This is a genomic window from Streptomyces sp. NBC_01241 (assembly GCF_041435435.1).
GTDB lineage: Bacteria > Actinomycetota > Actinomycetes > Streptomycetales > Streptomycetaceae > Streptomyces.
Map to the genome: position 1 here is coordinate 53,750 of NZ_CP108494.1, position 25,981 is coordinate 79,730.

The 25,981-nt window shown below is 67.8% G+C and carries 21 protein-coding genes and 3 pseudogenes; 11 read left to right on the forward strand and 13 right to left on the reverse strand.

Translation table 11 applies throughout. The features are described 5' to 3' along the window. Positions 1-235 precede the first annotated feature (235 nt). Positions 236-1,549 carry a cation:proton antiporter gene (locus OG306_RS00200; RefSeq protein ID WP_266908909.1) on the forward strand — a complete coding sequence of 438 codons (1,314 nt, stop codon included), beginning with the start codon at positions 236-238 and terminating at the stop codon, positions 1,547-1,549. Between the two features lie 95 nt (positions 1,550-1,644). Here OG306_RS00200 and OG306_RS00205 read toward each other — a convergent pair whose 3' ends face one another. After that, on the reverse strand, positions 1,645-2,697 hold the full coding sequence (locus tag OG306_RS00205) for a 2-oxoacid:ferredoxin oxidoreductase subunit beta (RefSeq protein ID WP_266908911.1): 1,053 nt from the start codon (positions 2,695-2,697) through the stop codon (positions 1,645-1,647). Continuing rightward, entirely contained in the window at positions 2,690-4,579 is a 1,890-nt protein-coding gene (locus OG306_RS00210; RefSeq protein ID WP_266908931.1) for a 2-oxoacid:acceptor oxidoreductase subunit alpha, read from the reverse strand. Before OG306_RS00210 ends, OG306_RS00205 begins: the two co-directional genes overlap by 8 nt. 215 nt (positions 4,580-4,794) lie before the next feature. On the opposite strand from OG306_RS00210, the gene OG306_RS00215 reads away from it, so the two are divergent. Then, on the forward strand, positions 4,795-5,409 hold the full coding sequence (locus tag OG306_RS00215) for a TetR family transcriptional regulator (RefSeq protein WP_266908913.1): 615 nt from the start codon (positions 4,795-4,797) through the stop codon (positions 5,407-5,409). Here OG306_RS00215 and OG306_RS00220 read toward each other — a convergent pair. Continuing rightward, entirely contained in the window at positions 5,393-6,979 is a 1,587-nt protein-coding gene (locus OG306_RS00220) for an alpha/beta fold hydrolase (protein WP_266908915.1), read from the reverse strand. The two genes, OG306_RS00215 and OG306_RS00220, sit on opposite strands and share 17 nt — an antisense overlap. Positions 6,980-7,138: 159 nt before the next feature. After that, complete coding sequence (locus OG306_RS00225) at positions 7,139-7,717, reverse strand: TetR family transcriptional regulator (protein ID WP_432762223.1); 579 nt, start codon at positions 7,715-7,717, stop codon at positions 7,139-7,141. A gap of 225 nt (positions 7,718-7,942) precedes the next feature. On the opposite strand from OG306_RS00225, the gene OG306_RS00230 reads away from it, so the two are divergent. From OG306_RS00230 to OG306_RS00240, 3 genes are read left to right on the forward strand one after another with little or no spacing between them, the layout of a single operon-like run. Further along, the gene (locus tag OG306_RS00230) at positions 7,943-9,082 is read left to right on the forward strand and encodes an acyl-CoA dehydrogenase family protein (protein ID WP_371666198.1); all 1,140 of its coding nucleotides are present in this window, start codon (positions 7,943-7,945) and stop codon (positions 9,080-9,082) included. After that, positions 9,079-10,557 carry an amino acid adenylation domain-containing protein gene (locus tag OG306_RS00235; protein ID WP_266908917.1) on the forward strand — a complete coding sequence of 493 codons (1,479 nt, stop codon included), beginning with the start codon at positions 9,079-9,081 and terminating at the stop codon, positions 10,555-10,557. The genes OG306_RS00230 and OG306_RS00235 overlap by 4 nt, the downstream gene beginning before the upstream one ends. Before the next feature lie 5 nt (positions 10,558-10,562). After that, positions 10,563-11,096, forward strand: coding sequence for a flavin reductase family protein (locus OG306_RS00240; protein ID WP_266908919.1), 534 nt, complete (start codon positions 10,563-10,565; stop codon positions 11,094-11,096). Positions 11,097-11,189: 93 nt separating this feature from the next. Here the strand turns inward: OG306_RS00240 and OG306_RS00245 are convergent, their stop codons facing one another. From OG306_RS00245 to OG306_RS00255, 3 genes are all read right to left on the reverse strand, one after another. Then, positions 11,190-11,615, reverse strand: coding sequence for a transposase family protein (locus OG306_RS00245; protein ID WP_266908921.1), 426 nt, complete (start codon positions 11,613-11,615; stop codon positions 11,190-11,192). A gap of 193 nt (positions 11,616-11,808) precedes the next feature. Then, the gene (locus OG306_RS00250; RefSeq protein WP_266908923.1) at positions 11,809-12,438 is read right to left on the reverse strand and encodes a hypothetical protein; all 630 of its coding nucleotides are present in this window, start codon (positions 12,436-12,438) and stop codon (positions 11,809-11,811) included. 1,977 nt (positions 12,439-14,415) lie between these two features. Continuing rightward, positions 14,416-15,648: an IS4 family transposase gene (locus OG306_RS00255; RefSeq protein ID WP_266908925.1), complete on the reverse strand. Its 1,233-nt coding sequence runs from the start codon at positions 15,646-15,648 to the stop codon at positions 14,416-14,418. A 281-nt stretch (positions 15,649-15,929) separates the two neighbouring features. Between OG306_RS00255 and OG306_RS00260 the strand changes: the two genes are divergently transcribed. After that, positions 15,930-17,321, forward strand: a complete 1,392-nt coding sequence (locus OG306_RS00260) for an IS1380 family transposase (protein ID WP_266745780.1) — start codon at positions 15,930-15,932, stop codon at positions 17,319-17,321. Between the two features lie 196 nt (positions 17,322-17,517). After that, entirely contained in the window at positions 17,518-17,862 is a 345-nt protein-coding gene (locus OG306_RS00265; protein ID WP_353963846.1) for a transposase, read from the forward strand. Here OG306_RS00265 and OG306_RS00270 read toward each other — a convergent pair. After that, a pseudogene (locus tag OG306_RS00270) lies at positions 17,748-18,482 on the reverse strand (IS256 family transposase); the annotation flags it as partial. The gene OG306_RS00265 and the pseudogene OG306_RS00270 sit on opposite strands and share 115 nt — an antisense overlap. A gap of 49 nt (positions 18,483-18,531) precedes the next feature. On the opposite strand from OG306_RS00270, the gene OG306_RS00275 reads away from it, so the two are divergent. After that, positions 18,532-19,689 (forward strand): IS30 family transposase, encoded by a 1,158-nt coding sequence (locus tag OG306_RS00275; protein ID WP_432762224.1) that lies wholly within the window; start codon positions 18,532-18,534, stop codon positions 19,687-19,689. On the opposite strand, the gene OG306_RS00280 is transcribed toward OG306_RS00275, so the two are convergent. After that, positions 19,599-20,255: a transposase gene (locus OG306_RS00280; RefSeq protein WP_353963819.1), complete on the reverse strand. Its 657-nt coding sequence runs from the start codon at positions 20,253-20,255 to the stop codon at positions 19,599-19,601. The genes OG306_RS00275 and OG306_RS00280 overlap by 91 nt on opposite strands. A 54-nt stretch (positions 20,256-20,309) precedes the next feature. On the opposite strand from OG306_RS00280, the pseudogene OG306_RS00285 reads away from it, so the two are divergent. From OG306_RS00285 to OG306_RS00295, 3 genes and pseudogenes are all read left to right on the forward strand, one after another. Beyond that, positions 20,310-20,936: pseudogene (locus tag OG306_RS00285) on the forward strand (transposase); the annotation flags it as partial. Positions 20,937-20,961: 25 nt separating this feature from the next. Further along, entirely contained in the window at positions 20,962-21,435 is a 474-nt protein-coding gene (locus tag OG306_RS00290) for a DDE-type integrase/transposase/recombinase (RefSeq protein ID WP_266908127.1), read from the forward strand. A 91-nt stretch (positions 21,436-21,526) separates the two neighbouring features. Then, positions 21,527-21,913: pseudogene (locus OG306_RS00295) on the forward strand (DUF998 domain-containing protein); the annotation flags it as partial. A gap of 431 nt (positions 21,914-22,344) precedes the next feature. On the opposite strand, the gene OG306_RS00300 reads toward OG306_RS00295, so the two are convergent. From OG306_RS00300 to OG306_RS00315, 4 genes are read right to left on the reverse strand one after another with little or no spacing between them, the layout of a single operon-like run. Continuing rightward, a complete protein-coding gene (locus OG306_RS00300) occupies positions 22,345-22,488 on the reverse strand; it encodes a hypothetical protein (protein ID WP_266751799.1) in 144 nt (47 codons plus the stop codon). Between the two features lie 56 nt (positions 22,489-22,544). Next, on the reverse strand, positions 22,545-23,570 hold the full coding sequence (locus tag OG306_RS00305) for an NAD(P)H-dependent flavin oxidoreductase (RefSeq protein WP_266751798.1): 1,026 nt from the start codon (positions 23,568-23,570) through the stop codon (positions 22,545-22,547). After that, positions 23,567-25,186, reverse strand: a complete 1,620-nt coding sequence (locus OG306_RS00310) for an AMP-binding protein (RefSeq protein ID WP_266907957.1) — start codon at positions 25,184-25,186, stop codon at positions 23,567-23,569. The genes OG306_RS00305 and OG306_RS00310 overlap by 4 nt, the downstream gene beginning before the upstream one ends. Next, entirely contained in the window at positions 25,183-25,953 is a 771-nt protein-coding gene (locus OG306_RS00315) for an enoyl-CoA hydratase/isomerase family protein (protein ID WP_266751795.1), read from the reverse strand. Before OG306_RS00315 ends, OG306_RS00310 begins: the two co-directional genes overlap by 4 nt. Between the last annotated feature and the right edge of the window lie 28 nt (positions 25,954-25,981).

Here is a 25,981-nt window from a genome sequence, read left to right on the forward strand (position 1 = left end):
ACCGGTCGCCACACCGGGCCACTGTTCCGAGAAGCGATTCCACGCGCCACAGGCCGACGACACGCTCACCCGAGCGCGTCGTCGGCCTTTTTTCGTCACGGACCCTCTCCATCCCCGAGAGTCGGGCGACCGGCTCATCACATGATGACTTCGTCGCTTGCATCCGGTCAGCGACCGCAGGCATACTCAACATCGCCGATTTCATCGAACGTTGAGTCGCGAGGGGGAGTGCGTAATGACCAGCCAACAGGCGGAAATGCTGCAGACCACCGTCCTAGCGGACGTCGCCATCATTCTGGCGGCCGGAGTCGTGTTCGTGTCCGTCTCGCGGTTCCTGCGGCAGCCCACTGTCATCGGCGAGATCCTGGCGGGCATCGCCCTTGGACCGAGTCTTCTCGGACTCCTGCCCGGGGATCTCACCGCACGTGTCTTTCCGACCGAAGCGCGCCCGCTGCTGTCGGCGATCGCTCAGATCGGCTTACTCCTGTTCATGTTCATCCTCGGGTGGGAGCTCGATCCGAGGCTCTTGAGCAAGTCGAAAGAAGCCGTGGCGGCGGTGACCGTCGGCAGTATCGTCCTCCCGTTCGCCCTCGGCATCGGCGCGGCAGCCATGTGCTACGGAGATCATTCGATTGTCGCCGGCAAGCAGGTGCCGTTCCTGGCGTTCGCGCTCTATGTCGGTGTGTCCATGTCGGTGACCGCGTTCCCGGTTCTCGCCCGAATCCTCACGGACAGCGGGCTCGGGCAGACCCGGGTAGGTGTCCTGGCCCTGGCAAGCGCCGCTCTCGGGGACATCGTCGCCTGGTGTCTTCTCGCCGTCATCATCGGCCTGGCCACGACCGGCAGCGCGACGGGCGGGTTCGCCGTCATCATCGGCTGGTCGGCCGTCTACATCATCGGCATGGCCGTGCTGGTCCGGCCTCTGCTCGCGAAGGTGACCAGCCGGCTGGTAGAGCGTGGTCGCACCCTGCACCTGGTGGCGCTGGTCGCGACCGGCGTCTTCCTCTCCTCCTGCGCAACCTCGCTCATCGGCATTCATGCCATCTTCGGTGCCTTCGCCTTCGGCATCGTGATGCCCCGTCATCCCCGGCGCACGCTGGAGCCGGCCGTGCAGCAACCACTGCAGAACATCGCGCGGTTCCTGCTCCCGGTGTACTTCGTCGTCACCGGGCTCTCCGTGGACGTCCGGGCCCTGGGCGCGAACGACTGGCTGGTTCTGGGGCTGCTCCTGACGGTCGCCTGCGTCGGCAAGGTCGTCGGCGCAACCCTCCCCGCCCGCTGGACCGGACTGCCCTGGCGGGAGTCGCTGGGCGTCGGCGTACTGATGAACACCCGCGGACTGACCGAACTCATCATCCTGAACGTCGGTCTGAGTCTCGACATCCTCGACGATCGGCTCTTCACCATCATGGTTCTCGTCGCGCTCATCACGACCGGCATGGCAGGCCCCCTGCTCCCGTCGCTGGTCAAGAAGCCGAAGACCGACACGGCGGCCCCCGTCTCTGGCACCGTGCAGCAGGAGACCGTCCCGAGCGGGAGCGTCCAGTGAACGCCTCTCGGTGAGACGGGCCGGCAACGGCAGAGGTGACGTCGAAGGCCCCTGGAAACCGCCATGGTGTCCGGGGCCTTCGACGTCGGGTGTGACTAGCCGGTAACGGTCCAGGTGTCCTTGCCGGTGAGGAGCTGTCCCAGGTCGCCCTTGCCATTCTGTTCGATGGCGGTGTCGAGCTGGTCGGCCATGAGGGTGTCGTAGACGGGCCGCTGCACGGAGCGGAAGACGCCGATGGGGGTCTGGTGGAGCGTGTCGGGGTCGGCGAGGCGGGAGAGCGCGAACGCGGTTGTCGGGGAGGTGGCGTGCGCGTCGTGGATCAGGACGTGGGCCTGGTTCTCGGGGATGACGGTGACGACCTTCAGGCCGTCGGCGGCCGGGTCCCGGACGACTCCGTTGGTGTTGTCGGTGCCGAAGCGGATGGGCTGTCCGTGCTCGAGGCGGATGACGGCGTTCTGTGCCTGGTCCTTGTCCTTGAGGGCGTCGAAGGCGCCGTCGTTGAAGATGTTGCAGTTCTGGTAGATCTCCACCAGCGCCGTGCCGGGGTGGTCGGCCGCGGCGCGCAGGACACTGGTGAGGTGTTTGCGGTCGGAGTCGATGGTGCGGGCGACGAACGACGCCTCGGCGCCGAGGGCCAGGGAGACCGGGTTGAACGGGGCGTCGAGGGAGCCCATCGGCGTCGATTTGGTGATCTTGCCGATTTCGGAGGTGGGGGAGTACTGGCCCTTGGTGAGCCCGTAGATCCGGTTGTTGAAGAGGAGGATCTTGAGGTTCACATTGCGGCGCAGGGCGTGGATGAGGTGGTTGCCGCCGATGGACAGGGCGTCGCCGTCGCCGGTGACGACCCAGACGGACAGGTCGCGGCGGGAGCTGGCGAGTCCGGTGGCGATCGCGGGGGCGCGGCCGTGGATGGAGTGCATCCCGTAGGTGTTCATGTAGTACGGGAAGCGGGAGGAGCAGCCGATGCCGGAGACGAAGACGATGTTCTCTTTGGCCAGGCCGAGTTCGGGCATGAAGCCCTGGACGGCGGCGAGGACGGCGTAGTCGCCGCAGCCGGGGCACCAGCGCACTTCCTGGTCGGACTTGAAGTCCTTCATGGACTGTTCGGCTTCGGCCTTGGGCACCAGGTTCAGGAGCGGCTCAGGCATCGATGGCCTCCTTGAGGACGGCGGCGAGCTGCTCGGCCTTGAACGGCATGCCGTTGACCTGGGTGCGGGACTCCGCGTCGACCAGGTACGTCGCGCGGATCAGGGTGGCGAGCTGCCCGAGGTTCATCTCCGGGATCACCACCTTCTCGTACCGCTTCAACTCCTCCCCGAGGTTCTTCGGGAAGGGGCTGATGTGGCGCAGGTGTGCCTGGGCGATCGGCAGGCCGTTGCGGCGGATGCGGCGCACAGCCGCGGTGATCGGCCCGTAGGTGGAGCCCCAGCCCAGCACCAGGGTGCTCGCCTGGTCGGGGTCGTCGACCTGGATGTCGGGGACCTCGATGCCGTCGGTCTTGGCCTGGCGGGTGCGGACCATGAAGTCGTGGTTGGCGGGGTCGTAGGAGATGTTGCCGCTGCCGTCCTGCTTCTCGATCCCGCCGATACGGTGTTCGAGACCCGGGGTGCCGGGCACGGCCCACGGCCGGGCGAGGGTCTGCGGGTCGCGCTTGTAGGGCCAGAACACCTCGGTGCCGTCGGCCAGTTCATGGTTCGGACCGGTCGCGAACCGGACCCGCAGATCCGGGAGGTCATCGACGTCGGGGATCTTCCAGGGCTCGGACCCGTTCGCGAGATACCCGTCGGAGAGGAGGAAGACCGGGGTGCGGTACGTGAGGGCGATCCGGGCGGCGTCGAGTGCGGCGTCGAAGCAGTCCGCCGGGGTCCTGGGCGCCACGATCGGGACCGGCGCCTCACCGTTGCGCCCGTACATCGCCTGGAGGAGGTCGGCCTGCTCGGTCTTGGTCGGCAGGCCCGTGGACGGGCCGCCACGCTGGATGTCGATGACGATCAGCGGCAGTTCGAGGGAGACCGCCAGCCCGATCGTCTCCGACTTCAGCGCCACCCCGGGCCCGGACGTCGTCGTCACCGCGAGCGACCCGCCGAACGCGGCCCCCAGCGCCGCCCCGATCCCCGCGATCTCGTCCTCGGCCTGGAACGTACGCACACCGAAGTTCTTGTGCCGGCTCAGCTCATGCAGAATGTCCGAAGCCGGGGTGATCGGATACGACCCCAGGTAGAGCGGCAGGTCCGCCTGCCGGGATGCGGCGATCAGCCCGTAGGACAGGGCCAGATTCCCCGAGATGTTGCGGTACGTGCCCGCGGGGAAGGCCTGCGAGGCGGGTGCCACCTCGTAGCTGACGGCGAAGTCCTCCGTCGTCTCCCCGAAATTCCACCCCGCCCTGAACGCGGCCACGTTCGCCTCCGCGATCTGCGGCTTCTTCGCGAACTTCGCCCGCAGGAACGCCTCGGTCCCCTCCGTCGGCCGGTGATACATCCAGGACAGGAGCCCCAGCGCGAACATGTTCTTCGAACGCTCGGCCTCCTTGCGCGAGAGCCCGAACTCCTTCAGTGCCTCGATCGTCAGCGTCGTCAGCGGCACCGGATGAACGCTGTAGGCCTCCAGCGACCCGTCCTCCAGCGGACTGGTCGCATAGCCGACCTTCGCCATCGGGCGCTTGGTGAACTCATCGGTGTTCACGATGATTTCACCGCCGCGCGGCACATCGCCGATGTTCGCCTTCAAGGCGGCCGGGTTCATCGCGACCAGCACGTTCGGGGCGTCGCCCGGGGTCAGGATGTCGTGGTCGGCGAAATGCAGCTGGAACGACGAGACACCCGGCAGGGTGCCTGCGGGGGCGCGGATCTCGGCCGGGAAGTTCGGCAGCGTGGAGAGATCGTTCCCGAACGACGCGGTCTCCGAAGTGAACCGGTCACCTGTGAGCTGCATACCGTCACCGGAGTCACCGGCGAAGCGAATGATCACCCGATCGAGTCGGGCCACGGGTTTGTGACGACCCGGCAGCGGCCGGTCAGTGGTGTTGGTCAGGGGCGGGCTCTCGCCCTGGGGCGTGGGGTTCACAAGAGACCTCCTCGACACTCCGCCGGGGCGATCCAACACCCCGCACAGATCGTATACTCAACACTCGATGACTTCAATGAGTGTAGAGTGGGGTGGAGTGCAGACGGGGCGGTCGGACCGGCGATCCGCCGTGCCGTAAAATGAGCCGCGCACGGGAGGAATCCATCGACAGAGGAGCGGCAGTGGAGCAGGAAGCCCGGCACCCCTCCCACAAGAAGCGCAGCGGACGCCGGACGGGCCCGACAAGCAGTCACGATCTGATCCTGGAGACCGCCCGCTCGGCGTTCAGCAAGCGCGGCTTCGAGGGCACCACGATGCGAGCGGTGGCCGACGCGGCCAATGTCGACTCGGCTCTGATCCACCACTTCTTCCTGTCCAAGGAAGGGCTGTTCATGGCGGCGGCCCACGACGCCTTCACCGTGCAGGACCTTCTCCCGACGGTCGTCTCGGGCGACATGGAGCACGTGGGTGAGCGCCTGGCCCGCGCGTTCATCACGCATTGGGAGGATCCCGAGATCCAGCCCCGGCTGGAAAGCCTGATCCGCTCCGCGAGATCGTTCGAGGGCGCGACCGCCGCCCTGCTCGACTTCCTCGGCGCCGAGATCCTCCTGCCGGTCGCGGCCGCTGTCGGGCACGGCAGGCCCGAGCTGAGGGCCTCGCTCGTCGGCACCCAACTGCTCGGCGTGGCCTACGCGAGGTGGGTGCTGAGACTCGAACCGCTCGCGTCCTTGAGCGCCGAAGAGTTGGTCGCCTGCGTGGCGGACACGTGCCAGAGCTATCTCACTGATCGCCTCTGACGTACCCGCTGGGCGCCGGGATCAGTCCCTTGAGGCGGGCCAGACGGGCGTTCAGTACGGACATGAACTCGCCTCCTTCCAGGAGGGAACAACCGCCGTCGACCCACACGGCCTCGCAGCCGCCGGCAGTCTCCTGCCTCCACACCTCCATGCCCACGCCGTCGGCCGCCCGGTCCTGTCGCCCGGCGACCGCCAGGACGGGGCAGGACAGGCGCGGTCCGAACCGGCGTACATACCGCTCCGCGAGCCGCAGATCCGCACGGAGTTCCGGCCGAAACATGCGTGCCACATCCGTCGCGTGCGGCAGGTCGCCGAGGCGCGGGAGACCAGGCAGGCATGTGCTCGCCGGCTCATGGACCGCGGTGCACGACAGCGGGGCGGAGGGCCCGTTCCGGCCCACCACGACCAACAACTCGGGCGGGGCGGCGCGTCCGGCAAGAGCTCGCAGGACCTCGAACGCCAGCAGGGCGCCAAGGCCGTGTCCCAGCACCGCGTACGGCCCGTCGATCTGCCGCACGAGCCGCTCGGACAAGTCCCGGACCAGCGCGTCCCACTCGTCGATCAGTGGTTCGCGGAGCCTGGTGCCGTGTCCGGGCAGGTCGATCGGGACGACGTCGACACCGCGGGGCAGCCGGGGGTGCCAGAGACGGTAACTTTCGGCGTTGCTGCCGGCCGGGGGCAGACAGAACAGCTTCAGCCGCGAGCCGCCCCCCTCCCCTGCCGGCCGGTCCGCAGCCGGCGGCGGACCGACGGTCGACAGCAATGCGCCTATAGACACCTGGCGTTGGCGAACCCGTGCTCGCGGTGCATGGACGGCGACGGATCCGGAGTACCCCGCGGCGACCTCCAGATCGCGCACGGTCCAGCATGGGATCGCGCCGGCCTCCTTTGGCAGTCCTTCCACGCGCACCGCCGCACCGGCCCGCCTCGGCAGTCGGGTGGCCACGGACCGCAGGTCGCCGGCCAGCCCCGTACCCAGCGCCTTGAGGACCGCCTCCTTGCGTGTCCAGGACTGGAACAGGAGGCCCTGGCGAGCAGATTCGTCGCTCCGATGCCACTCCCGGTACTCGGACGGGGAGAGCGCGATGCGGGCCATGCCGTCGAGCTCGGCGAGCGGGCGTTCCCTCTCGACGTCCACCCCGACCTCGCCGGCGGTGGTGAGGGCGACCGCCGCCAGGGTGCCCGAGTGCGTCAGGTTCACCCGCAGCGCCGGTACTTTCCCGGCGGGCGACGTGTGGGCCCGGAGCCCGGTCTCGGGCGACTCCTCTCCCGTAGAGCCCCATGCTTGGAGGACGGGTTTTCCGTTCTGGCCGCGCACCAGTTCGGGCAGTGGCAGGGCCGCGCTCGTGGCGGCGGCCACCAGGATGCGTAACGCGGCCTGCGCGCAGATACCGCGCCGCCGATGCGGTTCCAGCATCCGGTCAAGCCGGTCCTGTTCGGCGGCCGGCAGCACGGACAGTGCTCGACGGGCCGCCGCCTCGTCGTCCACATGGACCAGCCAGACGAGCACGTCGGGTCCGGGCGTGACTCGCGACGCCGCGGCGGAGTCAGCCAGTTCTCCGTTGACCATGCGGCTCATCATACGTAGACTTCAACACGCGATGAAATCTACATGCTGTAGATGCTCTGGCCGGTGGGGAGCGAACGATGCTGGACGAGCGGAGAGGACAGCCGTCCATGGCCGACGTCACGCGGACCGGACGTCGGACGGTGACCCATACGCCGTCGGCTAGGCCACCTCCGCGGCGCCCTCTTCCCGCAGGACGGACTCGGGCAGTGGCTCCGTGAGGTAGCGCTGGATGTTGCGTCCGACGACGCGGATCAACTCCTGGTGGCTTGCCGCCGCAAGGGCGGGCTCGTTCAGCAGATACCGGCTGAAGGCCAACGAGAACATCTGCGACGCGGCGAGCGACGCCCGCAGTTCGGGCCGGTCGGGGCTGACCGCCTGGGCGACGGTGCCGAAGAACGGGCCGACGAAGGCGTCCTTGGTGAGGTCCGCGATCTCGACACTGTTGAGCGTCGCCGACAGGCGGACCAGGGACTTCGCCGAGCCCGGGTCTTCCCAGAACCCCAGCATGAACTTCACGATCCGGCGGCCGACCCCGCCGGGAGCGCCACGCAGGATCTCGGCGGCGAACTCTTTCGGATCGACGCGGACCTGGACGGCTTGCAGGAGCAGTTTCTCCTTGGAACCGAAATAGTGACGCACCAGGCTCGGGTCGACTCCCGCGCGCCGCGCGATGCCGCGCAGGCTGGCGCCGTGGTAGCCCCGGTCGAAGATCTCCTGCTGCGCCGCCTCGATGAGCACCTGCCGCATTGCGGGCATCGGCTGCCCGCCAGCCGTACTAGTTTCCACTGCACCACCTCTGATCGTTTCACCTGGCCGCATTGTCCCACGGCCGATGACCTCTTGATCCTTGATCTCGCCTGGAAAACGAGGGAAGTGCTGTCGGCCTACGGTCGGATGCCGGCGCGCGGCCCGGTTCCTGCGCCACTGATGACGGTGATCTCACACCACAAGACAGGAGACCTCGTGGAATTCAGTTGGACTTCCGATCAGGTCGACAGGTACGACAGAACGCTGGAAGCGGTGGCGCGGGCATTCGGCACACGAGCTCGCGCGGCCGACTCCTTCTATCTTCGCAAGGAATGGGAAACCCTCGGCGAGCTGGGGCTGCTCGGGCTGTGCGTGCCCAAGCAGTACGGCGGCCAAGGCCTCGGGGCGCTGGAAACCGCCCGGCAGGTCGAGGCATTCGGGCGCGCCTGCCCGGACACCGGCCTGGTCTTCGCCGCCAGCGCCCATCTCTTCGCCTGCACGGTGCCGATTCTCGAGTTCGCCGAAGAACGGCTGAAGGAACGCCTCCTTCCCGCACTGTGCTCGGGGCGGTTGATCGCCGGCAATGCCATGACCGAGGACGAAGCAGGCTCCGACGTCTCCCGGCTGACCGTGACCGCGCGAGAGGTGGAGGGCGGGTTCCTCCTCAGCGGAGAGAAGACATTCGTCAGCAACGGGCCGGTCGCCGACGTCTATGTCACCTATGCGACCACGGACCCTGAGGCGGGCCACCTCGGCGTGACGGGTTTCGTGGTCGAACGGGGCGCAACAGGCCTGAGCGTGGGCGACCCGTTCGACAAGCTCGGGCTGCTGTCGTGCCCGGCCGGAACCGTTCGTTTCGACGACTGCTTCGTGCCTGACAAGCAGGTCCTCGGGGTACGCGGCGGCGGCGGCGCGATCTTCCAGCACTCCATGGGCTGGGAGCGGGCCTGCCTGTTCGCCGGCTATCTCGGGCTCCTCGATCGGCTCCTCGACAGGTGTGTCGAACATGCCCGGAAGCGACGCCAGTTCGGAAAGCGCATCGGCAGATTCCAGGCCGTGGCGCACCGCGTCGTCGAGATGAAGCTGCGGACGGAGAGCGCCCGCCTGCTGCTGTACCGCGCCTGCTGGGAGATGGACCAGCAACAGGCCTCCGCGCTCAGCATCGCGCTGTCCAAGCTCGCCGTCTCCGAGACAGCGGTCGCCGCCGCGCTCGACGCCATCCAGATATTCGGCGGCCGAGGCTACCTGCGGGATCACGGGATCGAGGCGTTCCTGCGCGACACCGTCCCCAGCACGATCTTCTCCGGCACCTCGGACATACAGCGGCTCCTCGTCGCGGAGGAGCTCGGACTGTGAAACTCCACGCACTCGTCATCGAAGCCGCCCAGCGCTCGCCGGACGCCCTCGCAGTCTCGGCGCAGGACGTGGACCTGACCTACGCGGAACTCGACCGTCTGGCGGGCCGGTTCGCCTTGGCCATGAGCAGCCGGGGGGTGCGCCCCGGCGACCGGGTGATCCTCTGGGGCGGAAAGAGCGCCCTGGCCGTGGCCTTCATGCAAGGGGCGCTGCGCATCGGAGCCGCATATGCGCCGGTCGCCTCCGCCAATCCCCCCGACCGGGTGGCCCGCATCGCCTGCGACAGCGACGCCGTCCTGGTCGTGGCGGACGAGGCGGCCGCCTACACGCTCTCCTCCGGACCGGCCCCCGGCGAGCTGGGCGGTGCCGCCGTCGTCACCCTGGACACCATGCTGGCCGAAGCGTCCGAGGACGCCGCGCCGGAGATCTTCGACAGCCACCCCGACGACATGGCGTACATCCTCTACACCTCCGGGTCGACCGGCACGCCCAAGGGCGTCTGTCTCAGCCATCGCAACGCGCTGGCTTTCGTCGACTGGGCGGTTCAGAGTCTCGGACTCGGTCCGGAAGACCGCCTGTCCAACCACGCCCCCTTCAACTTCGACCTGTCGGTCTTCGATCTGTACGGCGCGTTCCGTGCCGGGGCGTCCGTACACCTGATCCCACCCGAGATGGCCTACGCACCCGCCCAACTCGTCGCGTTCGTCCGGGAGCGGCGTATCTCCGTCTGGTACTCGGTGCCTTCCGCACTGACCCTGATGATGCGGGAGGGAGAGCTGCTCAAGGGAGCGAGGCCCCCCGCGTTGCGCGCCTGCGTCTTCGCCGGCGAACCGTTCGCCATCACGCAGGCCCAGACGATGCGCAGAAGCTGGCCCGACGTACGGCTGCTCAACTGGTACGGGCCCACCGAGTCGAACGTGTGCACCTCCTACGAGGTGACGGAGGCCGATCTCGAGCGGACAGGCCCGCTGCCCATCGGCAGCCCGGCCTCCGGGGACTCGATCACCCTCGACCCCTCCGACAAGGAAGGCGAGATCGTGGTGACGGGGCCCACGGTGATGCTCGGCTACTGGGGACGCGCCCGACAGGCTGGCCCTTACCGGACCGGGGACATCGGACGGATCGGCCCGGACGGTGAACTGGAGTACGTGGGCCGTATCGACCACATGGTCAAGGTCCGCGGTCACCGCGTCGAGCTCGGCGAGATCGAGGCCGTGCTCGCCCGCCACCCCTCGGTGGCGGGCGCGGTCGTGGTCGTCACAGGAGACGCGCTGGAATGCCGGCTGCACGCCGTGGTCGTCCCCGCCGGGGCCGAGCGCCCGCGCCTGCTCGGCCTCAAGCAGCACTGCGCGCGGCACCTGCCCACGTACATGCTCTTCGACGCCGTGCATGTGGTGGGCAGCCTGCCCCTGACACCGAACGGCAAGACCAACCGACCCGCGCTGGTAGCGGCGATAGAAGGGGGGACCTTGTGAACGGCATGACAGACACGACAACGGAGTCCGAGCTCGAGGGCATCGGGTACGCGGAGTTCCGCAACATCATGGGCTCGTTCGCGAGCGGCATCAGCGTGGTGACAACCCTCGACGACGACAATCAGCCGTGCGGTATGACCTGCTCCGCCGTGTGCAGCGTCTCCGCGGACCCGCCGCTGCTCCTCGCCTGTGTACGGACACCCAGCAGCACCCTCGACACGGTCCGTAAACGCGGGCAGTTCGCCATGAACTTCCTCGACTCCCAGGCCCGGGACCTCTCGGATCTGTTCGCCAGCCGCACCCCGGACAAGTTCGCCGCCGTGCAGTGGAGCCCCGGCGACACCGCCCGTATGCCCATACTCGACCGCACGCTGGCCCACGCCGAGTGCGAGGTGCACGACCTCATCAACGCCGGCGACCACGTCATCGTCCTCGGCCGGCTGGTGGGTGGGGGAACCGACACCACCAGGTTCCCTCTTGGCTACTGGCGCGGCAGTTACGTCCGGTTGTTCCGCATGACCGCCACCGCACGGTCCTGACGCACTATGGGGGCAGCGCCACAACCGAATCGGCGCTGCCTCCCTGTCGCACCGCACTCTCGAATCCGGACACCAGGCACACCGTCCAGGCGTTCAGTTCTTCCGGGGCACCTCGAAAAGAACGGGCTCTGGTTCAGCCGTTCCTGGGCCACGACGGATGGGCTGGCACCGAAGCGCGGGCAGACTACCGGGTTCACTTCGCAGGGCGACGGCCGGCCGCTGCCGGATGCGTGAGCCGCGCAAAGTCTTGCCGTCCACCGCGATCGCTTGCCGTTCGCCCTCCGCCGTGGCGGTGCGGGCGGCCAGAAAGGCGCCGACGGCCTGGTCGAAGCCGTCACCGTCCAGGCGGGACAGTAGTCGGCGCACGGTCGCCGGGTGCGGAACAGGGACGGCTCCGGTGAGCGGATCGGGCCAGAATCCCAGCACACGAAGCGCCCAGGCCGGAGCATCCTGGAGCCACTCGCCGATCGCGGCCAGGGACTTCGCCCCGGTCAGCACGGCTGCCGCGGCCGAGGCCACCAGCGCGGCCAGGGGTAGCGGCGTCCGCGCAGACCACGCGGATCAGGAACGGCGAGGAGGAACGGGGACAACGCCACCGCCACGGGCAGTGGTGCGTCCGGCTGCGACCGGGCCAGTTGGCCCAGGCCGCGAGGCATGGGAAAAGATACGGATGCCGGCACGGGCTCGCTCGGTACTCATGCGACGTAGACACTCACATGATCACCGGTACCGTGCCTGCACTCGTTCCCCCACCCTCGCAAACCAGGCGCGGTACCACTCCACCGGACGACCGCGACAGACCTTGCGTATCGCAAACACGCAATGCCCCTGTCTGGGGCACACCGCAGGAGACCTCCACCAGGGAATCGGCATCCGATATCGCCTTGCGCGTGGCACCGACCCGGGTCGTCGTGGTCAACATGGGCGCACTTCCCGACACCACGGTAGAGATCTCACCGCGGAGATCGTCATCACTGCTTCCGGCCTGCCCCCACACCACGTACCTGTACTCCACTGGCTCATCCAGTAGCGTCACGTACGTCAGCTGCACGCTCGGTATTCGCTGACGTGATCTCTCAGGGAATTCATCGACCGCCTCGACGCCGCTGAGCACCACCGTGCTGACACCGAGACTCCCCACGATCCGCCCGCCTCGGGAAGAATCCTTTTCGAGGCCGACGTGCACCGTGATCTCACCGGGCCCCAAATACCCGAGCTGGAACGTGAGCAGATGTTCTCGGTGCTGCCGATCTTTGGGGATCAGGCAGGAGCGCAGGAGGAGTCCGTCCGGCTCGTAGAAGAGAGTGGCCGCGCCCTCGCAACCCATGAGTGATGTGCGCATTTCCGCCTCCAGATTCAGGAATTACCGGGTCCGATGTGCAACGCTCAGTACAGGTGAGGTGATCACGACGCCGGGCCGGGGCACCCTCGGACCATCCGGTTGCGCCCCACTGGCGCCCGAACTCAACGACGCGGCGGATCAGGGACCACACCACGCTGCTCACGGACGTCCCCTCCAGCTCCCTCCCGGAACCGCTCGGGCACCGGACCCGCAAGGGGGCCGGCGCTTCAGCAACCGTCAGGGCGTCATGGACAACAACGACCAGGCCTGAATTTCCATTCGCGAAGACGTCCGCCCGCGTCAAGGCCTGGCAGGGGAGGCCTCACACCATCGTGAGAGAAGCTGCGCCGGAGAATCCGCATCGTGCCGATTCTCCAAGATCACCCAGCCGTGACCACTGGAGCTCCGCGCAGCCCGACGAATTCATTTCTGACGGTTTGCCGGAGCCACCCGTTACGGACGGGGTGATCGCAATCCGACTCGCGTGACCACCACTTCGCAGCCATACCGAATGGCTGCGACAGGTCGAGGTTGCGTTGCTTCGCTTCTTCAAGCGCGCAGCGTCGACTGGCGTACAAGCATCCCCCGCGATGGCCGAACCCCCCTTGCCCTACGACGCCAGTGTGCATCTTGGACTGTTCAACGATGCGTACCACGGTCGATTCGACAGTATCCAATCAGTTCAAGTCAACCGTGATCTCAAACCTGAAAAACCTTCCAAGGTGTCCGAATTAGGTGATGCGGGGGCCGTGTCGCGCAAGCCCCCGCTCGTCGGGAGTGCTGTGACCTCCGCAGCGGATCACACAGAGCCCCGGGGGCTCTGCCGCGTCGGCCTCGATACGCCCGCGATATCGCTTCCCGGCCGGAGAACCTCTCATCGCCCCCCACAATGTCGCTGGTGCCGGGGCAGGTGACCGGCCACCTTCGTCAGCACCAACCCCGGTGCGTCATGTCCGCACCGCCACGGTCGACACACGGAAGACGGGACGAACCGCGCTTCCTCGACAGCGCCCGGACACCGCGTCGACCTGATCCACAATCCCCCCGGCCATACCAGACAAAAGAACAGGCGACTGACTGCTCACGCCCAGTTTTCAGCCTCCATGAAACCGTCCCGAATCGACCCACGACCCACAGTCGATGATTACGGTGTGTCAGCACCACGTGTCGATAGAATTCCTGCAAGCGGAGGAGACCGTCCGGACCCATCCCGTATGGGAAGCGCATGCCCACGGCGGACAATCCGGCCGCAGCGGCGAAGAAGACCGTAGCCGCCCCGCAGGACGCGAGTATCCCCTGCCGTTCTGGCCCAGCGTCACCCTCGCCTGGGTGCCGAGTATGAATTCAGGACAGCTCACCTTTCTGTGGACGGGGTACTCCGACGGACCTGATTTCGCTCGTCCTGCCTCATTGTCCCACCGCAGCGGCCGGATGATCTCGTGCCCGTAATATCGCGGCCGCCGAGGAGAGCAGATACGTCTTCGATGAACCGTTCCGGGTTTGATCGAGGCTCGATTCTTTTGGAAGGATCGAGTCCGTTACGGCGAAGCAATACCTCAAGGATCTCAAGGAACGGGCCGTGCGCCCGGTCCTGGAGACTCGTGATCAGTACAGGACCGAGTCCGCGGCGATCCGCCCGATCGGAGCGAAGCTCGGCATCGGGCTGGAGTCCCTGCGGAACTGAGTGCGTCAGGCCGAGGTCGATGCCGGTGCCCGAACCGGGACCACGACCGAGGAATTTGCCCAGCTCAAGGCCCTCAAGGAAGAGGTCGCCTAACCTCAATACCGGTAACTTAGGGCGCTTTGGTCCGCTTGACCCGTTTGGGTTTGGTGGCGTTGACGATGGTGAGAGTCGGGATAGCTGGACGGTCCGTAACACGGTGGGCGGCGCGTTTGAGGGGCCAGGCGAGGACTTTGCGTTTGATGACGCGGGGGTTGGATCTGCGGCGTCGCGGTGGCAGGAGACGCTCGATGAGTTCAGCGTGGGTCGCTTTGACCGCGCGGGTGAGTCTGCCGGGGGGAAAATGCCGCCTGGTCGGTGACCTGGCGGCGCACGACGCGCACTGAACGGATGAAGGAGATGCGGTCGGGATCCTGACCGGCTTGGTTCGCGGCCTGGTGCATCAGGTGCCGGATAGCGTGGTGGACGAGCAGGAAGCCGTAAAGTTCCTGCTCGGCTCCGTCAGGGTGTTGTGAACGCAGCACCAGGTGCGACCCGCCGAGGTGGGTCTTGATCTCGTCGAGGGTGGACTCGAACTCCCATCGCTGGGCGTAAAGGGCTGCCAGTTCCGCGGCTGGGGCCATGGACGGGTCGAGGATGGTGGTGAGGAGCCGGTAGACACCCTCGTGGCCGGCGATGGTGTACTCCACCGCGCGCACCCGCACCCCACGACGAGTGTGGTGGATGTCGCTCCGATCGAAAATTTCGGTGAGGTAGGAGCCGTCCGGCAGTTGCTCCACCACCGGCAGCACCAGGTCCTTGCGCACGCGCCACAACAGGTCCGCCCCGGTGGCTGCCGCTTTGCACCACAGGTCCACGCCGTAGAAACCGCGGTCGGCCAGGAGCAGCATCCCCGGCCGCAGGGACCCCAGCACCGCCCGGGCCAGTGTCTGCTCTCCGGCGCGCAGACCTCCGACCGCAGCGTCGAAAACGACGTGGGTGCCGCATTCCACCAGGCCGACCATGCGCAACTGCGGGCGGCCGACCTCAAGTTCGCCCCGCCCGGAGCGGGGCGGGCGGCCGAACGCTTCCGTGTTCGCTTTCGTGTCCGGCAGGTCAAACGTGGTGCCGTCGATCGCGGTCAGCCGCCAGACGCCGTAGAAGGCGCCCTGCGTGTCGGGTGTGGCGACCGGACAGCACACGCGCGCGAACAGCCGCCGCAGAGGCGCCACACCCAGCCGGGACCTGGCTTTCCAGATCGCAGCCGTACTCGGCACCACCCACGTCCCACGCCAACGCCGCTCGTCCTGCAGACCAGCTGTCAGCAGCCGGGCGACTTCCTCATAGCTCTGCCCGGAGAACAAACACATCGCCAGCACGAAATAGACCACCAACCGGGCCGGCAGCAACCGGTTCCGCAGTTGCATCCGGCCCGTCTCCACCAGTACCTCGTCCACCAGCGACCGAGGAAACGCCTGCGTCAGCACTCCGACCGCAACCCGGTCCGACAACCGCTCACCAGATGACTTCAGTTGGCCCGCTCTTGGCATACCAACAACAACGAGCAGAATCTCCGTAAGTTACCGGTATTGCGCCTAACCTCGCCGTTTCGGTTGGGCTGAGCGGCTGCGTTGGTTATCAACTGTTGGGTGGCCGGGGTGATTCTGTTGTTGAAGCTTCCCCTTGATCGTGGACACCTGGAGACTGAGCCCGGATCCACCGGCTCGATGCCTGTGGATAGCCTCTCCGGAAACGAGGAAGTGCCCTGTGACCTGCGATGATGGGAGTTCTTCACGCTTCCAGCACGCACGACCACGAGGGCACTTCCGAGATGCAATCTTCCCATGCCGCAGCGAGGGTCTCCGCACGGTTTGATGATCCGAATCTGGTCGGCTACGGCGGGCTGGCCCCGGTGGTGCGGCTGGCTGAGCGGTGCGGACTGCCCGCACTCGTCGACGAGCACGTCCGGCTGCCGGCCTCGACGGACGGCACCGGGGCCTTCCCCGCGGCGAAGCTGATGTCGCTGGTCGGCGGCATGGTCGCCGGGGCGGACAGCATCGATGACATGGACCGGCTGCGGCACGGTGGGCTGCCGCGGCTGTTCAGCGGGGTGCGGGCGCCGTCCACGCTGGGCTCGTACCTGCGCTCCTTCAGCCACGGACACGTGAAGCAACTGCACGCGGTGGCCCGCCGGTTCCTACCCGAACTGGCCGCGCACACCCCGCTGCTGCCCGGCGCCGACCAAGTGGCCTACGTGGACATCGACGACACGATCCGTCGCACCTACGGCTACGCCAAGCAGGGCGCCGGCTACGGATACAGCAAGGTCAAGGGCTTGAACGCGCTGATCGGGATCGTCTCCACCCCGCTGGCCGCTCCGGTGATCGTCGCCACCCGCCTGCGCAAGGGACCGTCCAACTCCGCCCGAGGTGCGGCCGCGTTCGTCGCCGAATCGATCCGCACCGCAAGAGCGTGCGGCGCGAGCGGGCTGCTGGTCGTGCGGGCCGACTCCGCGTTCTACGGCGCCAATATCGTGAACGCCTGCCGGGCCCTGGGCGTCCGGTTCTCGGTCACCGTGCGGATGAACGCCTCGGTCAAGGCCGCGATCGCGGGCATCGACGAAGCCGCGTGGAAGGCGATCAAGTACCCCAAGGCCGTGTGGGACGAGGAGGGGCAGTGCTGGATCTCGGACGCCGAGATAGCCGAGACCACCTACACCGCCTTCACCTCCAAGCCGAAGAAGCAGCAGGCCACCGCCCGTCTGATCGTGCGCCGCGTCAAACGGCTCAACCCGGCAGCGGTGCCCGAGGGACAGGGCGCACTCTTCGATACCTGGCGCTACCACGCCGCGTTCACCGACTCTCCGCTCTCCCTGTCCGATGCCGAACGTGAGCACAGGCGGCACGCTGTCGTGGAACAGGTGATCGCGGACTTGAAGAACGGCCCGTTCGCCCACGCCCCCTCCGGGCACTTCCAGGCGAACGCCGCCTGGCTCGCGCTGGCCGCTCTCGCGCACAATCTGACCCGCGCCGCCGGCGCCCTGGCGTCCGCCTTCCACGCCAAGGCCACCACCGCAACGATCCGCGACCACCTGATCAACGTGCCCGCCCGCCCGGCCCGCTCCGCCCGGCGCCTCACCCTCCACCTGCCCGAACACTGGCCCTGGGCCGACGACTTCACCCAGCTCTTCGACCTCGTGCACGCGCCACCACCCACAGCCTGAGAAGCCCTGACCACCCCGCCCGCAAGGGCCCGAGACCGCCGAACACGTGGAAGAGCTGGACAGACCAGCGGATACTCCCTGCCCGAACAGCCAGATCATCTCGCCAACCGCCAAGACAACCCCGAAACGATCACTCCGGAATCAAGCCGGTGGATCCGGGCTGAAACCTGAACGGCTCCAGAGGAAGTAGTGCCAGGTGGGAAGCAAGTACACGAAGCGGTACTCGGAAGAGTACAAACGGGACGCGGTCGAGCTCGTGTGCTCGTCAGGGCGGACGGTGACCGACGTCGCCTGGCAACTCGACGTCAGTGCCGAGAGCCTGCGCGCCTGGGTCAAGAAGGCCAAGGCCGCCGAGGTCACGGAGACCGGCGGAAAGGGTCTGTACAGCGAACGGTGGGACTCGGTTGATTGTTTCTACCGGCGTCCGGCAGTGAGCCGGCCGTCGAAGGTGATGTCGAAGGCTTGGAGTGCGGCTTTCCAGCGCATGGTCCAGCGCTTGCTTCCGGTGCCCTTGGGGTCCAGGCTCATCACCGCGAGGTAGACGCACTTGAGCGCGGCCTGTTCAGTGGGGAAGTGCCCGCGGGCCCTCACGGCCTTGCGGATACGGGCGTTGACGGACTCGATTGCGTTGGTGGTGCACACGATTTTCCGGATCTCAATATCGAACTGGAGGAAGGGGACGAACTCCGCCCAGGCGCTTTCCCACAGCCGCACGATCGCCGGGTATTTCCTTCCCCAGGCCTCATTGAACTCCATGAAGCGTTCCAGGGCGGCGTCCTCGGTCGGCGCGGTGTAGATGGGCTTGAGCGCCTTCGCGATCTTCTCCCAGTCCTGCCTGGCCGCGTAACGGAAGCTGTTCCGCAGGAGGTGAACCACGCACGTTTGCACGATCGTCGCAGGCCAGACCGTGTTGACCGCGTCCGGAAGACCGGTCAGGCCGTCGCAGACCAGCATCAGCACATCACGGGCGCCCCGGTTCTTGATCTCGGTAAGGACCTGCAGCCAGTACTTGGCGCCCTCGCCGCCGTCGCCGACCCACAGGCCCAGGATGTCCCGATGCCCCTCCGCCGTCACGGCCAAGGCCATGTAGACGGGCCGGTTGGCGACCTGCCCATCCCTGACCTTCACGTTCACGCAGTCGATGAAGACGACCGGATACACGCCTTGAATTCGATCGGTGGTTGCGAACATCCAAGGGGAGATGGTTCGCATGCCTCGTGGAGGAGCCAATCGCATGCCGTCGTCGGCCAGACGGCGGTACTTCGAGCTGCGGCGCAAGGGCCTGAAGGGGGCAGCGGCCGCCCGCCAAGTGGGCGTATCGGTGAGCTGCGGGTCCAACTGGTTCATCGATGCTGGAAGCATGATCATTCCTGACCCTCCCATCTCGCCACGCTTCCTGACCCAGGACGAGCGGATCGCCATCGCCGACGGTCTGCGCGCCGGGCGGAGCCCGGTCGTCATCGCCGCCGAGATCGGCAAGAGCGTTTCGACGGTCTACCGGGAGATTGGACGCGGCCGGAAGGAGAACGGGGAGTACGAACCCTGGTGGGCACACAACCAGGCGCTCCTGCGTCGCCAACGCCCCAAAGAAGAGAAACTCCGCGACCACGGACCCCTGCGCGCGGCAGTGCGCGAGAAGCTCGACGAGAAGTGGTCCCCGCAGCAGATTGCTCGACACCTCGCACGCGAGCACCCGGACAACCCTCGCATGCGGGCCTGTCCGGAGACGATCTACCGTGGCCTGTTCGCTGGCCTTCTGGGCAAGCGTGAGGGCCGACTGCGCACCGGACGCACCCGCCGCAAGCGGCAACGCCGTGGCGTCGTCTCACCCAACAAGATCAAGAACATGACGCTCGTCCATGACCGACCCGCCACGGTCAACGATCGTGAAACGCCCGGCGATTGGGAGGGAGACCTCATCATCGGACGCGCTCAGCGGTCCGCTATAGGCACCCTCGTCGACCGCACGACCCGCTTCGTTCGCCTGATCCACCTGCCGCACGGCTGGAAGGCCCAGCCGATGCGCGACGCCCTGGTCTCGCAGACCGCCGATCTGCCACGAGCGTTGCGGCGGACCCTGACCTGGGACCAGGGGCGCGAGCTCGTCCTCCATGAAGAGATAGAGGCCCTCTCCGGCTTCCGGATCTATTTCTGCGATCCTCATTCTCCCTGGCAGCGCGGCACCAACGAGAACATCAACGGGCTGCTGCGGCAGTACTTCCCCAAGGGCACCGACCTTACGGTCCACTCCCTGCGCAACCTGACGGCCGTGGCCCGTCAGCTCAACGAGCGCCCCCGAATGGTCCTGGGAGACCGTACTCCGTCCGAGGTCATGCAAGACTGGGGCATAGCATCACAGTTTCCGTGATTCGCAATCACCGCTAGAAACCGCCCGCTGTCCAGGGGACGGTTCTGCCATTCGGCCATGCCGGCCATCACGCTGTCGGTGATCGTGGAGACAGTGGTCTTGGAGACCTCCGTGCCGTAGACCTCGGCCAGGTGGGCGGAGATCTCGCCGTGGGTAAGGCCCTTCGCGGACAGGGACAGGACCATCTCGTCCACGCCGCCCAGGCGCCGCTGGCGCTTCTTGACCAGCTGCGGTTCGAACGTGCCCGCCCGGTCCCGCGGCACCGCGATCTCCACCGGGCCGACCTCGGTGGTCACGGTCTTGGACCGGTGGCCGTTGCGGTAATTCTCCCGGCCGCCCTCGACCCGTTCACCGGGCTCGTGTCCGAGGTGGTCGGTCAGCTCACCCTCCAGCGCGGACTCCAGCACCTTGCGCGTCAGCTCCGCCAGAAGGCCGCCCTCGCCGGTCAGCTTCACTCCGCCGGCCTGGGCCCGGGCCACCAGTTCGGCAACCAGACTGTCATCCACAGCATCCAGCGCACCCACGGCGGCCTCCCCGGCCTTGATGTCACTCATCACGTCAGTCATCAACTGTCGCTTCCAGCTCGGGAGTTACACCGGTTACCGTACAGACCCGCTGCAGCCGCACTCAAGCGGGCCGGCCGCCAGCGCGGCATCGACGCCGAGACCGAACGGCTCCGGGAGGTCTTCCGGGCCGACTGGGCCCACCAGCCGCCGCTGGTCGAAGACGCGCTCGGCAAGCAGATGCTCGCCCTCCTGGTCCAGCTGGAAGCCGCCTGCACAGCAGCCGACGACCTCGCCAAGGCGGTGGAGGAGACGTTCCCTCGACACCCGGACGCTGAGATCATCCTCAGCTTCCCCGGCCTCGGCACCCAGCTCGGCGCCCGGGTGCTCGCCGAGATCGGCGACGACCGCAAACGGTTCGCCGATGCCCGCGGCCTGAAGGCATACGCCGGCGCCTCGCCCATCACCAGGGCCTCCGGGAAGAAATCCAGCATCACCCGCAGGTGGGTCAAGAACGACCGCCTCAACCACGCCGGCTACCTCTGGGCCTTCGCCTCCCTCACCTCTTCGCCCGGCGCCAAAGCCCATTACCGACGGCGCCGCGACGACCACGGAGACTGGCACGCCGCCGCCCAGCGCAACCTCTTCAACCGCATGATCGGCCAGCTCTACCACTGCCTCCAGCACGAAGAGCTGTTCGACGAACACACCGCCTTCCCCGTCGAACTTGCCGCCGCAGCTTGACGAGTTACGCGCCTGAGGTGTCTACATCCCCACCGCCGAGGGCTGGCTCTACCTCGCCGGCTGGCTCGACCTGGCCACACGGGAGGTGATCGGCTACTCGATGGCCGACCACCACCGCGCCGACCTCGTCGTCGACCCCCTGGACATGGCCGCCAACCTGGGCCGCCTGGAACCCGGCTGCGTGATCCACTCGGACCGCGGATCCGAGTACACCTCCACCCAACTTGGCTCAAAAATCTGCCAGTTGGAATGCCGCCAGAGCATGGGGCGGACTGGAATCTGCTACGACAACGCCGCCGCCGAGAGCTTCTGGGCCGTCCTCAAGGAAGAGATCGGCACTCGCTTCTGGCCGGACCGGGCCACCGCCCGCGCCGAGATCTTCGCGTTCATCGAGACCTTCTACAACCGCCGCAGGCTCCGCAAGCACATCGTGTGGGGATACCTCACACCCCACGAAACGCGCCTGCGTCACCAGCGGGAACAAGCCCTCGCGGCATAACAGGATCGTGTCCAGGATCACGGGGAAACTTCAGACGGAAGGTGGACAGGTGAGGGTCCGGATCGGGTACTCGGCTTGGATCGTGGGCGTGGTGCAGTTCTTCGTCATCCACGGGATTGCCGAGTCGGCTTGGGCGAGACCATATAGCTGGGCACGGAACAACATCAGCGACTTAGGAAACGCTCACTGCGCCCTGCAGCCAGAGCCTGAGCCGCGGTATATCTGCTCCCCCGAGCACAGCCTTATGAATGCCTCGTTCTTCACCCTGGGAGCGCTGCTCGTTGTCGGCGCCGCCCTGACCGGTGGTGTCCTATGGCGCAGAGGCCCGGCCGCTGCCGTGGCTCGTCTGCTGCTCGCCGGTGCCGGCGTGGGATTCGTGTTGGCCGGGCTGGCTCCCGCGGACGTCAACGAGAACCAGCACGTCTTGGGCGCCCTTCTCATCATGGCGATGGGCAACATCGGTCTTTTCCTGGCAGGGTCGGCATGGCAGAACACGTTCCTGCCCCATTGCGGTGGGGCACCAGCCTGCTGGGCGTCACCGCGATCACGGCTTTTGGGCTCTTCCTCTCCCACCACTACCTCGGTCTCGGCATGGGAGGTATGGAGCGAGTTGCCGCGCTTCCTCTCCTGTTCTGGGCGCTCGCTGTTGGCGTTCGTGGCCTCATCCGTCGGGCAGTTCGTCTGCAGGAGGCGATGCCGGCGGAGCGTCTCAGCCGCGCTGGTTGAGAGCTCTGGTCAGGTCCCTGTTGGCCTCCCTCGGCGCGCTGCTGTAGCGCGGGGCTCGCAGGATCGGTTCTGTGGAGTTCCCGATCAAGGTGGCGCTGGCCCAAGCGGTCCCGACCCTGCCCGACGGCCCTGGCTGGTGGTACGAGCCGAAGCTCGACGGCGGCGCTGGGTGGAGATGAGGCCTCAGTCGTCGGCGCCCGCCGGGGTGCGGGGGCGGGGCACAGCTGCGGGGCCGACACCGTCGAGACGCTTCCCTGTGACCAGGCGGAAGGTGTCGTGCGGGTTGGTGTTGGACCAGAGGAACGTGCCGCAACCCGCACGAGCCAACAGCCCTGAAGTGCGGCCCCACCGGCCGTTCGACCCCCGCGACAGACCCCGGGTGATCAGGCCCTTGACGCCGGCGCGGGCCCGTGCCCGGCTCCCTCGACTATCAAAGGCCGCACCTCGGTGGCCACAGGCAGAGGCAGACGGGTGAGCGCGGTCCGGTACTCGGCGACGATGCGCTCGACGACGGCGGTGGCGGGGAGAACCGCGTCGATCAGACCCGCGGATTGCCCTGCCTCGACCTTGCCCTCACGCACGCGGCCGTGCAGGGCGGCGTCCTTGAGACTGGCGGACTGGAACTCCTTGCGCCGTACGCCGAGTTCGGCGGCAGACTCCTCAAGACGCTGCATGCGGACGGTGAAGTCGTTCTCGACAGCGCGGATGAGGCCGAGGCCGTGTCCGACCGTGCGGGTGTCCTCCACCCCGGCAGCGAGGACCACCTCCTTGTACTCGGGATGCACGGTCGCTTCCTCGGTGGCGAGGAACCGTGTGCCGAACTGGGCGGCGCCCGCTCCCAGGGCCAGCATCGCGGCCAGCCCGGCACCGTCCGCCACACCACCGGAGGCGACCACCGGAAGGCCCTCGACGGCCGAGACCACAGCCCGCACGAGGACCTGCGTGGCCACCATCGCGGGCGGCGGGTGCCCGCCGGCCTCCCCGCCGACGACGACCAGACCGTCGACTCCCGCGTCGGCAGCCTTGCGGGCATGCTCGACGCCGGCCACGACGTGCAGACAGACGGTACCGACGTCGTGGAACCGTTCCAGGTAGCGGCGCGGTCCGCCCTGGGACGCGATCAGCACCGGTGGACGCCGCTCGAGGAGCAGATCGATGACGTCGTCGGCCCCCGCCCGGTAGAGCGGCAGATTGACCCCCCAGGGGTCGTCGGTTCCCGCGGCCATCTCGTCGAGCACGCGAGCGAGGTCGTCCAGACGCATGGGTCCCGCGGCGACGACGCCCAGCCCGCCGGCCCGGGTGACCGCGAGGGGCAGGGCCGAGCTGGACGAGGCCCAGGACATGCCCGCCTGGATCACCGGGAGACGGACGCCGAGCAGGCCGGTGACCGGGGTGGGGATACTGGTCATGCCGATACCTCGTGGTCCTGCTGGGCGAGAAGGGTGCGGCCGTGTGCGGCGAGCCGGTTCTTCTGGACCTTGGAGCTGGCGGTCATGCCGATGTCCTCGAAGCCGTCCACGATGCGCAGATACCGTGGAACCTTGAAGCCCGCCATGCGGGTACGCGCCCAGGCGATCAGCTCGTCCTCGGTGGTGCCCGGCTCGGTAAGGACGACGAACGCGAACGGCACCTCGACCAGCCGTTCGTCGGGAACACCGACCACGACGGCCTGCCGGATACGCGGATGGCGGTGGAGGGTGTCCTCCACGTCGGCCGGTGCGACGTTCTCGCCGCCGACCCGGATGATGTCCTTGGTCCGCCCCATGAAGTGCAGGCGTCCGGTGGCGTCGAGCGCTCCGACGTCGCCAGTGGCCAGCCAGCCGTCGGAGTCGATGACCGCCGCGGTCTCCTCGGGGGCGTCCAGGTAGCCCTGCATGACGTTCCATCCGCGTACCAGGATCGAGCCGGGCTCGTCCGGAGCGCAGTCCCGGGTGCCGTCCGCGGCGCGGATGCGGACCTCGACGCCGGGTTGCACCTGCATCGCGCCGGATGCCCTCACCTCGTCGTCCTCCCACCAGCAGGACTGGGAGACGTTCGGAGAGGCTTCCGACAGCCCGTATCCGGCGACGCACTCGGCCGCGCCCAGCTCATCGATCACCCTGCGGATGACGGTGGCGGAGGCCGCGACCCACGCGCCGCGCAGATGGAGCGTGCGGTGGGCGCGGTCGGGGTGGTTGAGCAGCATGAGGGCGATGGTGTCGTTGCCGGAGAAGTGGGTGCACCGTTCGCTCTCCAGCAGCCGCAGCGCCTCGGCCGGCTCGAACTTCGGCATCGTGACCAGGGTGGTGGCGTGCTGGATGGACGCCAGCACGGACAGGGTGCTCCCGGCGACGTGGAAGAAGGGCCGGGCGCTGTGGAAGCGGTCCCCGGGGCGCAGGCCGAGGCGGGCGCCGGAGAAGAACGCGTCGGCGCACATACTGCGCTGGGTGAGCAGTACGCCCTTGGGTCGGGAGGTCGTGCCGGAGGTGTATTGGACGAGCAGGATGTCGTCCGGGGTACCGGTCGCGGGGACCTGGCCGGTTGCTTCGGACAGGAACCGCGGCCATGGCGTCGCCCAGCCGGGCACCTCTTCCCCGCACACGACGACCCGTTTCAGGTCGGGCAGGCGGGCGCTGGTGGCGGTGCCGTCCGCGCCGAGGCCGAGAGCGCTCAGGATGGCGAGGAAGTCGACGCGCAGCACTCGGTCGGCGACGAACAGGGTGGAGACCTTGGCGTGGGTGAGGGTGTGCTCCACCTCGTCGGCGGTGTAACGGGTGTTGACGGGAACGGTCACCGCGCCGACCGATCCCAGGGCGACGAACAGGGCGACCCAGCGGGGGCCGTTGCCAAGACACAGCCCGACACGGTCGCCCGGGCCGATGCCGGCGGCGGCGAGAGCGGCCCGGATCCGGGTGACCTCGGCGGCGAGCGCACCGTAGGTGAGGCGTTCCTCGGCGGTGACCACGGCCTCCACGTCGGGGGCGAGAAGCGCGGCGCGCTCCAGTGCCTCGTGGGCGGTCAGGGGACATGTCTGCCTGAGGTTCATCGCTGCTCCACCTCGCTGGTCACGGAGTTGTCAAGGCCGCCGCGGGCGAACCGGTCGACGCCGTCGCGCCAGCCGCCGTCGGACAGGCACTGTTCGATGGCCGCCATCTCGATTCTGATGCCGCGGTCGAGATCGGTCTCGCCGCCGAGGTCGACGGCTCGCTTGGTCAGCGCGATGGCCAGCGGCGGCGCCTTCGCGATGGTGGCCGCGACATCCGCACCGGTCTGTGCCAGCAGGTCATCGGGTACGACGCGGGAGACGACGCCCAGGTCGAGGGCCTCGGCGGCGGCCATGGCACGTCCGGTGAAGAGGAGCTCCTTGGCGCGGCGCTTGCCGATGGCCCGTTGCAGGCGCTGGGTGGCGCCGACCGTGCCCCAGTGCGGTTCGGGGAAGCGGAACGTGGTGCTCTCCGCGGCGACGGCGAAGTCTGCGGCCAGGGTGATCTCACCACCGGATCCCACGACCGCACCGTGCAGGAGGGCGACGACCGGGTGGCGGCACTGTTCGATGGCCTCGTAGGCGGCGAAGGAGGCGAGCCGCCTGCGGCGGACCCAGGCGGCGTCCCGGCCGGACCGTTCCTTGAGGTCGGCCCCAGCACAGAAGGCGGGCCCCTGGGCGGACAGGAGTACCACGCGTACGTCATCGTCCGCGTCGAGTTCCTCGAAGACGGACCGCAGCTCCCGGCACATCGGCAGGTCGACGGCGTTACGGGCGCCGGGCCGGGCCAGTTCGACGCGGGCGATGCCGTCCGCGACCACGCAACTCACACGCGGTGCGTCGGATCGGGACGATTTG

What these genes read in the sequence shown, in the direction of transcription:
- OG306_RS00250 (WP_266908923.1), bottom strand. Translation starts at nt 12,438, where the DNA reads ATGCGCACATCACTCATGGGTTGCGAGGGCGCGGCCACTCTCTTCTAC.
- OG306_RS00310 (WP_266907957.1), bottom strand. Translation starts at nt 25,186, where the DNA reads ATGAACCTCAGGCAGACATGTCCCCTGACCGCCCACGAGGCACTGGAG.
- OG306_RS00280 (WP_353963819.1), bottom strand. Translation starts at nt 20,255, where the DNA reads ATGACTGACGTGATGAGTGACATCAAGGCCGGGGAGGCCGCCGTGGGT.
- OG306_RS00255 (WP_266908925.1), bottom strand. Translation starts at nt 15,648, where the DNA reads ATGCCAAGAGCGGGCCAACTGAAGTCATCTGGTGAGCGGTTGTCGGAC.
- OG306_RS00275 (WP_432762224.1), top strand. Translation starts at nt 18,532, where the DNA reads ATGCCTCGTGGAGGAGCCAATCGCATGCCGTCGTCGGCCAGACGGCGG.
- OG306_RS00200 (WP_266908909.1), top strand. Translation starts at nt 236, where the DNA reads ATGACCAGCCAACAGGCGGAAATGCTGCAGACCACCGTCCTAGCGGAC.
- OG306_RS00220 (WP_266908915.1), bottom strand. Translation starts at nt 6,979, where the DNA reads ATGGTCAACGGAGAACTGGCTGACTCCGCCGCGGCGTCGCGAGTCACG.
- OG306_RS00240 (WP_266908919.1), top strand. Translation starts at nt 10,563, where the DNA reads ATGACAGACACGACAACGGAGTCCGAGCTCGAGGGCATCGGGTACGCG.
- OG306_RS00205 (WP_266908911.1), bottom strand. Translation starts at nt 2,697, where the DNA reads ATGCCTGAGCCGCTCCTGAACCTGGTGCCCAAGGCCGAAGCCGAACAG.
- OG306_RS00260 (WP_266745780.1), top strand. Translation starts at nt 15,930, where the DNA reads ATGCAATCTTCCCATGCCGCAGCGAGGGTCTCCGCACGGTTTGATGAT.
- OG306_RS00305 (WP_266751798.1), bottom strand. Translation starts at nt 23,570, where the DNA reads ATGACCAGTATCCCCACCCCGGTCACCGGCCTGCTCGGCGTCCGTCTC.